This window comes from Shewanella frigidimarina (genome assembly GCF_003797125.1).
GTDB lineage: Bacteria > Pseudomonadota > Gammaproteobacteria > Enterobacterales > Shewanellaceae > Shewanella > Shewanella frigidimarina.
In genome coordinates this window covers 16171-28411 of the sequence record NZ_RKKE01000006.1, presented here as the reverse complement: position 1 = coordinate 28411, position 12241 = coordinate 16171, and the positions used below count along the sequence as shown (strand labels likewise).

At 38.1% G+C, this 12241-nt stretch carries 11 protein-coding genes and 3 tRNA genes; 6 read left to right on the top strand and 8 right to left on the bottom strand.

Annotation, left to right across the window (positions count from 1 at the left end):
• Nucleotides 1-15: 15 nt before the first annotated feature.
• Nucleotides 16-360 (bottom strand): MGMT family protein, encoded by a 345-nt coding sequence (locus EGC86_RS16260; protein ID WP_165872442.1) that lies wholly within the window; start codon nucleotides 358-360, stop codon nucleotides 16-18.
• A 116-nt stretch (nucleotides 361-476) separates the two neighbouring features.
• Nucleotides 477-1160: a PAQR family membrane homeostasis protein TrhA gene (trhA, locus tag EGC86_RS16255; RefSeq protein WP_123778243.1), complete on the bottom strand. Its 684-nt coding sequence runs from the start codon at nucleotides 1158-1160 to the stop codon at nucleotides 477-479.
• Between the two features lie 254 nt (nucleotides 1161-1414).
• On the opposite strand from trhA, the gene EGC86_RS16250 reads away from it, so the two are divergent.
• On the top strand, nucleotides 1415-2002 hold the full coding sequence (locus EGC86_RS16250; protein WP_123778242.1) for a hypothetical protein: 588 nt from the start codon (nucleotides 1415-1417) through the stop codon (nucleotides 2000-2002).
• 122 nt (nucleotides 2003-2124) lie between these two features.
• Here EGC86_RS16250 and rrtA read toward each other — a convergent pair whose 3' ends face one another.
• A complete protein-coding gene (gene rrtA, locus EGC86_RS16245) occupies nucleotides 2125-2754 on the bottom strand; it encodes a rhombosortase (RefSeq protein WP_011637338.1) in 630 nt (209 codons plus the stop codon).
• 185 nt (nucleotides 2755-2939) lie between these two features.
• Nucleotides 2940-3647, bottom strand: a complete 708-nt coding sequence (gene queC, locus EGC86_RS16240) for a 7-cyano-7-deazaguanine synthase QueC (RefSeq protein ID WP_123778241.1) — start codon at nucleotides 3645-3647, stop codon at nucleotides 2940-2942.
• A 210-nt stretch (nucleotides 3648-3857) separates the two neighbouring features.
• Here queC and queE point away from each other — a divergent pair, with 210 nt between their 5' ends.
• Nucleotides 3858-4526, top strand: coding sequence for a 7-carboxy-7-deazaguanine synthase QueE (gene queE / locus EGC86_RS16235; protein ID WP_123778240.1), 669 nt, complete (start codon nucleotides 3858-3860; stop codon nucleotides 4524-4526).
• A 94-nt stretch (nucleotides 4527-4620) separates the two neighbouring features.
• Here the strand turns inward: queE and EGC86_RS16230 are convergent, their stop codons facing one another.
• The 4 genes from EGC86_RS16230 to EGC86_RS16215 form a co-directional block, all read right to left on the bottom strand.
• Entirely contained in the window at nucleotides 4621-5682 is a 1062-nt protein-coding gene (locus EGC86_RS16230; RefSeq protein WP_123778239.1) for a PLP-dependent cysteine synthase family protein, read from the bottom strand.
• A 347-nt stretch (nucleotides 5683-6029) separates the two neighbouring features.
• A tRNA-Tyr gene (locus EGC86_RS16225) sits at nucleotides 6030-6114 on the bottom strand.
• Between the two features lie 30 nt (nucleotides 6115-6144).
• Nucleotides 6145-6229, bottom strand: a tRNA-Tyr gene (locus EGC86_RS16220).
• 73 nt (nucleotides 6230-6302) lie between these two features.
• A tRNA-Tyr gene (locus EGC86_RS16215) sits at nucleotides 6303-6387 on the bottom strand.
• Between the two features lie 125 nt (nucleotides 6388-6512).
• On the opposite strand from EGC86_RS16215, the gene EGC86_RS16210 reads away from it, so the two are divergent.
• The 4 genes from EGC86_RS16210 to EGC86_RS16195 all read left to right on the top strand — a co-directional run bounded on the left by EGC86_RS16210 (nucleotide 6513) and on the right by EGC86_RS16195 (nucleotide 12228).
• Nucleotides 6513-7001, top strand: coding sequence for a VC2046/SO_2500 family protein (locus EGC86_RS16210; RefSeq protein ID WP_123778238.1), 489 nt, complete (start codon nucleotides 6513-6515; stop codon nucleotides 6999-7001).
• A 728-nt stretch (nucleotides 7002-7729) separates the two neighbouring features.
• Nucleotides 7730-8689 carry an amino acid ABC transporter substrate-binding protein gene (locus EGC86_RS16205; RefSeq protein WP_123778237.1) on the top strand — a complete coding sequence of 320 codons (960 nt, stop codon included), beginning with the start codon at nucleotides 7730-7732 and terminating at the stop codon, nucleotides 8687-8689.
• Between the two features lie 707 nt (nucleotides 8690-9396).
• Nucleotides 9397-9684: a DUF406 family protein gene (locus EGC86_RS16200; protein ID WP_123778236.1), complete on the top strand. Its 288-nt coding sequence runs from the start codon at nucleotides 9397-9399 to the stop codon at nucleotides 9682-9684.
• Nucleotides 9685-10023: 339 nt separating this feature from the next.
• Nucleotides 10024-12228 (top strand): sensor domain-containing phosphodiesterase, encoded by a 2205-nt coding sequence (locus EGC86_RS16195; protein WP_123778235.1) that lies wholly within the window; start codon nucleotides 10024-10026, stop codon nucleotides 12226-12228.
• Nucleotides 12229-12241: the final 13 nt, after the last annotated feature.

The window sequence follows — 12241 nt, the reverse complement described above, 5'->3', positions numbered from 1 at the left end:
CTGAATAGGCTAAGATTAAAACGGTAATGTCATTACTAAGGTGGCTAGATCGGGTTTCCATTGATATTGAGACAACGAAATCTTGCCTACGTTCACTGTTATACCTTCTAATCTTAGTAATTCTTGCTGTGTTTGAAAAGGTTCGGTATTTTTTGCGAAGGAAATCCTACCTTGACTATTGATAACCCTATGCCATGGGAGCGCAAGCGTTTCAGGCGCTAATTTCAATGCTCTAGATACATAACGCGCACGACCAGGTAACCCTGCTAAATCAGCGACAATTCCATAAAGTAGTACAGTGCCTTGAGGGATAATATTAACAATAAACCATATTCGCTCCATTGGCGTCAGTTTAGTCATGTGTTTCCATATAGCGTCTTTAAGCAGAGTTAGCTGTGTATTAGCAACAGATAATAGAAAAATTGCGGCCATAGTACAACCGCAATTTTTTGAGAAGTGATATTGTCTTTAGAGCGTTATAGTACGGTGAGATAAATACATAAAAAATGGCTGAATGCCCCACCAAGCACAAATAAATGCCAAATGGCGTGATTAAACGGAATGCGTTTTCCAACATAGAAAATCACCCCAAGACTATAAAATAAACCGCCTACAAGGAGTAAGCTTAAGCCTAAGTCACTCATGTGAGTTTTTAAGTCGCCCATCACAGTGACACATAACCAACCCATCACTAAATACAACACTACACTAAAGGCCTTAAATCGACCGATAAACAATGTTTTAAAGATAACCCCGCCCAAAGCTAAAGACCAAATGGCAGTAAGTACCACAGTGGCTTGTGTGCTTTGTAAACTGATTAGCATCATTGGCGTGTAAGTGCCTGCAATCAAGGTGTAAATAGCACAGTGGTCTGCCATTTTATAGCGTTTGCGCCACAATGCACTTTTGCTTGAGTGATATAATGTAGAGGCAAGAAACAAAGCGATAATACTAATACCATAAATTACCACACCAGTAATTTGCACAAAGGTTAAATGATCGGGTGCTTTTATCAGCATTAACATTAAGCCGATGATGCCGGCAACAATACCTAATGCATGTGAAAGGGCATTGGCTTTTTCTTCCGCTTGACAGTAATCTGATCCAGTGGATTCGATAACTGTTTGCTGAGATGCCAGAGTGTTTGATAATGAATTCATAATATCCTGTAAATAGTGCTGATTGGATTTTGAGCACCGCTAGTCTATCAGTCTCAATACTTAATAGCTATATTTAGGTGAACACGTGTAAGCTGAAAGTGAAGTGTCCATTTATGTTACTTATAATGCTAATTTAACGCTCGATTGGGTAAATATTTGTTAATTCAATTCATCCATAAACCTCATAAAAAGGTGCTACTTAATGAGGTTTATAACGTTATACTTAACCGATCATTCTTGGTGAGTTAGTCTATATGCCTGAAAAAAACCAACAGTCGAGTTCGCTTCAATCTACTACAACTAATAGCGCTGTTCCGCATTGGGGCAACATGCCATCACCGCGGGTTGAAAACGCTAACATTGAATTTAACAAAGACGTGACACCTTTTGTTGAGAAAGAAGATGAAGTGATAGATGAAAATGAATTACAACATCATCAACAACAAGTCGCTGATAATATTCAGTTGCAGTTAACGGGTGCGATTGGATCTGAACCTGCTAGTAGTGAATCGTTACTACAGCCAAACGAATCAATGATGAGTGGCAATGTTTGGCAACGTTTTTTAGCAGTAGTCAGTAAAAGTCGTTACACAACATTGATAGTGATATTTATACATGTGTTCGTTATTACTATTGCGTTGCTATTTGGACGAGTTGATATCAGTGGTATGACAGAAGTTCCTGTGACAGAATCTTCGACTAAACCATTACCGCCATTAAAAAGTTATCTTATTACTCAAGCTGAATACGATAAATTAGTTGAGCGAGCACAATCAAATGCCACAGTTCTATCTACCGAATCTGAATCTGAAAAAGTGACTGTTCCAGGGATGTCTGAGTAAATGGATGGACAAGAGATTGAGTCAGAGTCTGCAGAACCTATAATCAATTAAGCGCACATACCGTTTATCCAGTATGTGCGCTAAAACAACTACGCTTAAGTCAATACAGTTTGCGTGTAGCGTTAAGGCAGGTGGTGATATTTGAAGCGATGGGCAATCGCTGACCAGCACAACGCGCACAATATTCCACAAATAAGACCAACCAGATGTGATTCAGTGGCAACTCTGGCATTAATTAACTGGGTAATACTGCTCGTCGCACCAAATACCTGCTCGTATCCGACTTTAATGATCACGCCAAGCAACAGTAAATAACCTGAACGGTAACCTTTGCGAATGTCCATTACTGCACCAAAAGCAAACAACCCATGTAACAATCCACTTAAGCCTACATAAGCTTTTAGACTAGGATAAAAGAAATATAAACCAATACCTTCTAATAAACATAAACTGAGAAACAGTAATATCAACTTGCCTGGATGACGCTTGTAATGGACTTCATGTAAAAATACAATCACCCAAAATCCTGCCAAATTCATCAGCAAATGCCATAAATTAGTATGCAACAGGTTACCGGTGATTAATCGCCATATTTGTCCATCAGTAATGGCGTTATATTGATAACTTAAATACTGATCAATAGGCAAAAATGCTGGCGTAGGGATATCTGCTGCAAACAGCCCAATACAAATAAGGCTGATGACAACAACAAAGTGATAAAGTCCAACAGTGTTTGATTTATGATTTAGCAAAATATCCTCTTTGCGCACCGTCAAAACAAGCCAATTTAATTTATCCAAAAACACTAAACTTAACTGTAGCGCAAAATTGCCGCATAGCGTTAACCCGTGTGCATTTTTGGTGTCGTCATCAAAATAGCGCTGCGGCAGAGCTGCATTAAACCGTTGCAGTTAGTTACAGTATGTTATCGATATTGTTATAGCTTACTGTTTAATGAGTCCATCACTGATTGACTATTTTGCAAGTAATCCTCTAGGCCACGTTGACGTAAGACACAAGCGGGGCAGTCACCACAACCTTTACCAACAATACCGTTATAACAAGTTAACGTTTGATGTTGTACTAATGCTAATTGCTGATATTTATCAGCCAGTGCCCAAGTTTCAGCTTTATTGAGCCACATTAATGGGGTAATTATCTTAAGGGGTTTATCCATTCCGAGTGCTAATGAGTTTTGCATTGATTGAACAAATTCATTACGGCAATCTGGATAGCCTGAAAAGTCGGTTTCACACACGCCGGTAATAATCGCATCGCAACCTAATTGGTAAGCATATATACCCGCAAGAGTTAAAAATAAAATATTACGTCCAGGCACAAAAGTATTCGGCAAACCATTATTCATCAGCTCATGTGATACAGGAATAGCATCACGTGTTAATGCTGAAATGGCTAACTCGTTTAATAAGGTGGTATCCATGACTTTATGGCTAGCTAGTTTCAACTCAGTAGCCAAGGATTTTGCCACTTCGATTTCTTGACGATGGCGTTGGCCATAATCAAATGTTATCCCGTGTACTTCGTCATATTGAGATAAGGCTTGAATAAGGCAAGTGGTTGAATCTTGACCGCCACTGAAAACAACAAGGGCTTTAGTTGGCGTGTTTTGCTTTGCATCTGACATGGATATACTCTTAACGTACTGAACTGACTGGTAAGATCGGAGTGATCAACCCCTAGTGGTCCAGGTAAATAGAACTGATATGTTACCTAAGCCAGGCCCAACTGCAAAGTCATAGGTGTAAATACTTGCAGCTAACGTTAAAATACTCTATAAATGCCGACCCGTTATAAGCCAGGTAGCCAATACTTGTCTCTAGAAGTAAGGTAAACGATGAAATATCCCGTTAACGAAGTATTTGAAACAATACAAGGTGAGGGCACATATACTGGTGTTCCTGCACTGTTCGTTCGCTTGCAGGGCTGTCCTGTAGGTTGTGCATGGTGTGATACAAAGCAAACCTGGGATGTGTTACCCGAAAACAAAGTGACCGCAGAGCAAGTGATTCAGGTCGACGGCACCATCGGCAGATGGGCTGATCATACTGGCCATACGTTACTGCAAGCATTTCATGATAAAGGCTTTACTGCTAAGCACATTGTGTTAACCGGTGGTGAGCCATGTTTGTACGATTTGACTGAATTAACCACGATTTTTTTTGAGGCTGGTTATCAGGTACAAATAGAAACCAGTGGCACGTTTGACGTAAAATGTCATTCAGATGTGTGGGTTACTGTATCACCTAAAATCAATATGAAAGGTGGCTACAAGGTACTAGAACAAGCATTAAATCGTGCTAATGAAATTAAACATCCTATCGCCACAGAACACCATATCGATGAATTAGATAAATTATTACTGAATATTGATGTCAGCGATAAAACCATTTGCTTACAACCTATTAGTCAAAAGGCGCGTGCAACAGAACTTGCCATGAAGGTGTGTATTAGCCGTAACTGGCGTTTATCGATACAAACACATAAGTATCTGAATATTGACTAAAAGCGTTTATTTAGTGTTCATTATGACCACTTGTTTTTTACGAAACAAAAAAAGCCGTTGAATCAATATTCAACGGCTTTTTAATTTTAACAGGTTAACGAAGTAAACCTGATTGATTAAACGCGACGAGTTTTTCTCGGTAGTGTTCGAAACAGCCAATATTGTCTTCTATCCATTGGGGGTTGTAATAGGTATCAAGATAGCGCTCACCCGCATCACAAATTAAGGTCACAATAGAACCTGTTTGACCTTCGTTACGCATTTGTGTTGCTAACAGCAACGCCCCATATAAGTTAGTACCAGTAGATGCGCCTGTTTTACGCCCTATGAGTTGCTCTAACCACTGAATCGTTGCGATTGAGGCGGCATCAGGGATCTTAATCATAGAGTCAACTACACCAGCAATAAATGACGGTTCAACACGTGGCCGACCAATTCCCTCTATTTTACTGCTCTTATCGCTAATGATGCTCGCGTCACCATTGTGAAAGTAATCGTAGAATACAGAATTTTCGGGGTCGACGACGCACAACTGCGTTTGTTGCTGCTGATAACGAATATAGCGGCCAATGGTAGCGCTGGTGCCACCAGTACCAGGACTCATTACAATCCAGCTTGGAATAGGATGGGGCTCTTTTTCCATTTGGATAAATATAGAATCAGCAATATTGTTATTACCTCGCCAATCGGTGGCTCGCTCAGCATACGTAAATTGGTCCATATAATGGCCTTGCAACTCAGCGGCTAATTTTTCTGATTCAGCATACATTTGGCTACCATTATCGACAAAATGACATCGCGCACCATAAAATTCAATTTGTTGAATCTTCTTTTTAGCAGTCGTTTTTGGCATTACAGCGATAAAGGGCAATCCAAGTAATCGCGCAAAATAGGCTTCAGATACAGCGGTGCTCCCAGATGAAGACTCAATAATGGGAGTGTCTTTTTTTATCCAGCCATTACATAGCGCATACAGAAATAGTGATCGAGCTAAGCGATGTTTTAAGCTACCTGTTGGATGAGTACTTTCGTCTTTTAAATAAATGTCTATACCATCAAGTTGCGGAAGATCTAATTTTATAAGATGTGTATCTGCGGAACGTTGATAATCGGCTTCTATTTTTGCGATGGCCTGATTGACCCAAGTAGATGACATGCAATGATACTCGTTATTCCAAAAAGGAATAAATAATAACTAAAATGTAAAGTTAAGAGTAGTGTTTATCGCTATCAGCAACATATATTTTTAAAATTGCTGATGTTGAGTTGCATTAATAAAAATAAGTGGAAGAACGAGGTAGTACGGAAAATGATTTAGTGAGAAATACCAATGAATTAAAAGGATAACATAAGGTTTACGGCTTGTATTAGTGGGTTTGTTTTTTTGTAACAAAGAAAAGGTTGTTTGTAGAATATAAACGAGGATTTTGTGTCAGATGAATCAATAGAAATAACATTCAGTAATTGAACTAAGCAGCAATAAACTAAGCTCGAGATGTAAAATGGTGGAGGGAGAAGGATTCGAACCTTCGAAGGCTGAGCCGTCAGATTTACAGTCTGATCCCTTTGGCCACTCGGGAACCCCTCCACAGCAAGATAAATAAGATTAAAAGAAAGATGGTGGAGGGAGAAGGATTCGAACCTTCGAAGGCTGAGCCGTCAGATTTACAGTCTGATCCCTTTGGCCACTCGGGAACCCCTCCACATATTTTCTTTTTTCTTACTATCTTTTTACATCTTTAACACTTTTAAATTTACACTTTGTAGCAACGCAAATGGTGGAGGGAGAAGGATTCGAACCTTCGAAGGCTGAGCCGTCAGATTTACAGTCTGATCCCTTTGGCCACTCGGGAACCCCTCCTCAATTGCGGTCGCCATAGTAGTCAGAAACCTTTTATATGTAAAGTACATAATTGAATATTTTACTAAAGTTTATGACTGTTTGGTCGATAAAATAGCATCGAGCAGTAGTGGTGATGTTTTTATATGCAAATTGAGTCAACATTAGTCAATGAGTTACAAATAGGGAGCCGATTAAACGTTGCGATTGAAAACAATCGTCGCGGTGAATTTGGTTTGCTGTTGGCTATGCTGTCAATTGATGCTCGCGATATGGCTCAATTTCAATTAGATAATGATGTAGATAGCACACAAAAACTGCGACAACGATTTTCTGTACCTCAACCTCAATTATTAGTCGATGATATTTCTGTTCACCCAGACACTATCGATAACGCGATGATATTTCAGGAACAAGGTGCACGTCAGTTTCAACTTCAACAAGCATTAACGCCCGAAGCATTAGTGATTAGAGGTTCTCAATCAGATTCTATGGTTGAAGTATTAAGTAACTGCGACTACCTAACTAAAAATAAAGCGATTAATGCCTACCAACAACATACCCCGTTAGAAGATATGCACTTTTTAGAACAACTGAGCACGCAACGTAAGATATCTAAAATTTTATCAAATTAAGATCGCAGAGAAAACGCATGTACACCTAAAAAAAATGCAAGTGATAACTTATTGATTTTTAAAGTATAATGTAAGATTCAAAAAATAACTCTCAAAGACCAGCTAATAAATGTAGGTAATAAGCAGATCTGGATCAAAAAGAACCATCGCCAACAAACATATATTCAAAAATCACCTCGAAAGAATGAATGTTCAGGTGCATAAAAACTTCACGTTTTAACCCTTTTTGAAGTCTGAACTATACTTAGTCGCAGAGTAATAACAGTGTAAGGTTCTTCATAAAATAATTTTTTGTTTTATGTTCTATACGCAACAATTTTTCTGATTATTTTGGTATTCGGTTAGGGCGTATATCCCAATTATTTGACATTGTAGTTACGAACTAAACCTGATGCTCTATTTGCTGAAGATGATGCAATACCAATCGAACTAAATTAAGTGTTCAGAGATTGAGCTGGAGCAATTAGCACTTACTAGTCGATGTTGCAGGAGCTAGGTGTTCTTACTTCAAAACTGACTACACGGTAAGGTTAAAATCGTTTATCTTTGAATTAACATGTTGATAAGGTAATAACCGTTTGCATTTTTTCCCCTTGCCCTACAAACTCTGATCTCACCTTAATCGGATTACAGTAACCCTAAATCGAAATCATAATTTTTAAGTTCCGTAAAACAATAAGTTCCGTAAAACAAACTGAGATATCGTTATTCTCAATTAAGGAGCAATAATGGGATTTTTACTACTTTTCTCAATGAGTGTTATCAATTACTGTTTGAAGCGCCTTCTAATCGCGACAGGAATGTTCTCTTTCATGCTTTCTACTATCGGATTAGTTGCCATCGCGCTGGCGGCAACTAATCACGCCCATGCTGAGGTCATCGATATTGTACGTTTTCATCAACCGCACCCTAAGGAAGATCTGCGCTACCTTTATACTACTGAATTAATAGAGCTCTCATTAAAGAAAACCCAACCGCTTTATGGGGATTATCGTATCCAGCAATCTCATAACCCCATGGCGAGGGATCGTGTTTTAAGGCAACTAATAAAAGGGCAAACAATTAATGCTTTTGTAGCCGCAACCAATTCAGAATGGGAAAGTAAAACTATTCCTATTCGTATTCCAATTTTCAAAGGTTTGCTTAGTTATCGTTTATTATTAATTAATGCCAAAGATCAATATAAGTTTAATAAAATTATCGATGCAGAGCAGCTTAAGCAGCTACAAGCCGGACTCAAACCACAGTGGACAACCACTTTGTTAATGCAAGCCAACAACTTCCCCATTGTCAAAGGAAATACCTATAAGGGCCTATTTGCTATGCTCAGTCGTGGTAGATTTGATTATTTCCCACGTGGAATCAATGAAATATTTGTTGAATTTGATAAAAATCATGATCAATTTCCTAATATTGTCATTGAATCAAACTTGGTGATTTATTTACCATCGCCATCTTATCTATTTATTAGCCAAACTCATCCGAGGCTTGCAGAGCGTATTACGACCGGACTGGAAATGATGGTAATTGATGGTAGTTTTGATGAGATTTTTTATCGCTATCATAGTGAAAATATTAAAAAAGCAAAACTAGAAAATAGACGAGTTATCAACATAGAAAATACTTGGCTTCCTCCTTTAACACCTTTATCTAACAAATCATTATGGTACCAACCTGATTTCAAATAATGGTATTAAGCTCACTTATAAACTTGCCTATAAATATTAATCGGTTATTAAACAATATGTTAAGTTGTATTTTTTTATTGGTTTAACTAGTGAAAATCAGATCTAAGCTTAAATCCTATTAAAATATAAAGTCAGATTAATTTGATGAATATTACTCTATATTCTGCACTTATTCGCGTACTTGTTCGATTAACACTTTGCATTTTACTACAGCTCCGGTGATATCGGTTTTAATTGCTTTGAGTTTAGTGTCTTGGCCTCACAGTTAAATTCTTGCATCATCAAGTTTAAACGACGGGAACAGTTCCGGCATTTTAAAGTCCGTTACACACTCTGAAATGTGCGAATCTACGCGATCTAATTCTTATGTCTCGTCTGATTTTTTGCTAATTTCACTAACTCTTGCTCTACACGAGTGCAGTCTAAGTCCACCAGTGTATCTTGACACTTTTTGAGAATCCTAGGTTTTTCTATGAAAGTCGCACTGACATGAATTCACGCACTTTTGTTGCTGATCGTTTGCCCCAACTAAGCGTTGGTTTATAAATACTGCCAATTATTTACAACTGGCTTAACTGCTGAGATATCAGTCTATTATCCTGAGACAATCAATTAATTTTTGATAATTGTGAGCATGGTAAGTAAAAGCCTGCCTAAACTGAGTTATATTTGCCGTTTGACGTTGTTCAAACTGATGGGGTGACATAATGATTAAGCAAATTAAACAGCAGCAAGGTAATGTCAGTGACAGTTGTACTGAATGCGGCAGTTATGTAGATATTGGCGCTGTTGTGGAAGCAGAAGATACGATATTACAGCTTAGCTTTGTAGGAGACGATTCCTTATTGCAAGCTCAATCTATGCAGCAAGTGGCTCAAGATCGTTTTCCTGATACTAAAGCTGACATTATTGATGAAGATAGTGCTATTTCTTTAAAGCTTGATTTTGCGTTCAGCGTAGAGAAAATGATTTTTCAACTTGAAAATCAACTGTAGACTTCAGTCATTAGTATTATAAATTAAAGCGGTCATATAATTGTTGTTAAACACTTTTTTGTGGGAGTGAGCTGAGCGTGTCAACTATCCAAATAAAGCGTAACAATATATTAGTAAAGGATTGCTGTTTTTGAGTATCGCGTGTAATGTGCTTTACTTAACTGAAGGTATAGTAGCTCATGGTAATGTAATGCTATTGAGGCTTTTTACGCGAACTTCACTCCCTGTGTATTATTGTTACATTGTCACTCAAATTCTGAATGTCAGAACTAATAAAAACAAGTGTACTGAGTTAATAATGTAAAAATTTAGGGTTATGAAGCCAATTTCGGGATGTAAATGAATCGAAAAGAGCAACAGCACTTATTGGAATTAATTGTAAATTCCAGTGCTAAACAACAAGGTGATTTCACAAAAACCGCAGAGTTGGTGTGCCAACTTCTGCGTGAGTATTTCACTGCATCATTTGTGTCAGTTTGGACTCTGGTCAGTAAAACCGATAACGATGACTTTACTGCTGATGACAATTTCATTTGTGAGCATACTTTAGTTGCAAGTAAGATTGACGAAAAGTTGAGTCATTCATCTCATTTGAGACAAATCACAATAGATCCTCAGTATTTCAATGAACTACGGTCTCACCGTTACATTTTATCTTCTGACAATCCGCATATAAATCTAGTTCAAACATTTTCTGATTACTACCAACATCATAACATCATCACCAGCATTGATATTGCCATCCGAATTAATGGTCATATTGAAGGTGTGTTATCGGTTGAAAGTTGCGCCGATGTCAATTGGATAAAATCAGATATTCAGTTTGCGATTCAATGTGCTGACCAATTAGCGCTGACGTTAGCTACACGTTATACCTATGATAGTAATGAGCAAATTTATTTATTACGCAATGCAACCGAACAATCAGAACATGTAGTGATGCTGGTGAATACCGATAGTCGAATCATCGAGTACGTTAATAGTGCACATGAGAAAATGACAGGGTTACCTCGCGCTACGGTTGAACATCATAGTGCTTCAAGTCTTGATATTTTTAGAAATACCCCGCAATTACTCGACCATATCATCAGTAAATTACGTAATAGTGAGATTGTTAAAGGTGATCTTAAACTCGCGCGAATAGATGGCAGTGAATATTGGCTGAATTACCACATAACACCGTTCGTAACAGAACAGGGTAAGCATTATGCGTTAGTGTCTAGTTATGACAATTCGGCTGAATATTTACACAAAGCAGAATTAGAGCGTTTAGCATGGCATTGCTCATTAACTGGCTTACACAATCGCAGTCATTTTACGCCTCAATTAGATCGTGCCACTGATGGGATATTGATTCTTATTGATTTATTAGGCTTCAAACGCTTTAACGATACTAATGGTCATGCACAAGGCGATAGCTTATTAATTGAGACTGCTCGGCGCCTAAAACACTTTGCCGTATCAACCAATGCTATTGATGTTGCCAGAATAGGTAGCGATGAATTTGCGATATTATTGCCGCCAATGTTACCGGAAACGGATATAGAACAAATGATCGGCCGGCTGTATATGAATCTAGCCGCTCCATCAGTTATCTCACGAGAAAAAGTTGAACCTAAGCCTGCGATTGCAGTGGTCGATATTAAGTCTGTTGTCGGGATGTTTGCCCCGTTATCTTGTGCTGATATTACCTTGCAATATGCAAAAAAGAAAAATGGGACTCATTACCAGTTTTTTAATGAAGCACTATTGGAAACATTCACTATCAATGCTGAAATAGAGCGAGACTTACACCATGCGATCCGTGGTCGTGAGTTTGAGTTGTATTATCAACCCTTAATGGATTTGCAAAATAATAAATATATTGGCGCTGAAGCATTAATTCGCTGGAATCATCCTAAAAAAGGCGTGTTATATCCTGGCGCGTTTATTGAAATTGCAGAACAAACTGGAATGATTAATCAAATCGGTGAGTGGGTATTAGAAACGGCCTGTAAACAATTGAATTTGTGGCAACATAAAAACGTTAATATTGCGATGCATGTGAATGTAGCCGCGCGGCAATTTTTTAGCGGCAATCTGTATGAACAAGTTTGGCGGTTGATTACCCGTTATCACATCAAACCAAAGACTTTGATCCTTGAAATCACTGAAACAGAACTCATGGGTGACATTCGTTATGCTATTAATTTATGTCACGAATTAGCAGAGTTAGGCGTAGGTTTAGCGATTGATGATTTTGGAACGGGTTATAGTTCGATGAAATACCTTAAACAGTTTCCTATTTCGAAATTGAAAATTGATCGCTCATTTATTATGGATATTTCTTCTAGCCACGAAAGCCGTGAGATTGTCAGTGCGATTATTGCGATGGCAAAAGCATTGAATATTTCGTTAACTGCAGAAGGGGTTGAAACCAAAGAGCAAGAGGAATTTTTAACATTGAGTGCTTGTCATCATGCTCAAGGATTTTTGTACAGTCCAGCTATTCGCGTTAATGATTTTGCCTTGTTTATTAATGCACATGAAACAATACAACACTAATTTATATCAGTGA

Excerpts from the sequence above, each read along its gene's own strand:
- EGC86_RS16260 (WP_165872442.1), bottom strand. The coding sequence starts at position 360 with ATGACTAAACTGACGCCAATGGAGCGAATATGGTTTATTGTTAATATT.
- trhA (WP_123778243.1), bottom strand. The coding sequence starts at position 1,160 with ATGAATTCATTATCAAACACTCTGGCATCTCAGCAAACAGTTATCGAA.
- EGC86_RS16250 (WP_123778242.1), top strand. The coding sequence starts at position 1,415 with ATGCCTGAAAAAAACCAACAGTCGAGTTCGCTTCAATCTACTACAACT.
- queC (WP_123778241.1), bottom strand. The coding sequence starts at position 3,647 with ATGTCAGATGCAAAGCAAAACACGCCAACTAAAGCCCTTGTTGTTTTC.
- queE (WP_123778240.1), top strand. The coding sequence starts at position 3,858 with ATGAAATATCCCGTTAACGAAGTATTTGAAACAATACAAGGTGAGGGC.
- EGC86_RS16230 (WP_123778239.1), bottom strand. The coding sequence starts at position 5,682 with ATGTCATCTACTTGGGTCAATCAGGCCATCGCAAAAATAGAAGCCGAT.
- EGC86_RS16210 (WP_123778238.1), top strand. The coding sequence starts at position 6,513 with ATGCAAATTGAGTCAACATTAGTCAATGAGTTACAAATAGGGAGCCGA.
- EGC86_RS16205 (WP_123778237.1), top strand. The coding sequence starts at position 7,730 with ATGGGATTTTTACTACTTTTCTCAATGAGTGTTATCAATTACTGTTTG.
- EGC86_RS16200 (WP_123778236.1), top strand. The coding sequence starts at position 9,397 with ATGATTAAGCAAATTAAACAGCAGCAAGGTAATGTCAGTGACAGTTGT.
- EGC86_RS16195 (WP_123778235.1), top strand. The coding sequence starts at position 10,024 with ATGAATCGAAAAGAGCAACAGCACTTATTGGAATTAATTGTAAATTCC.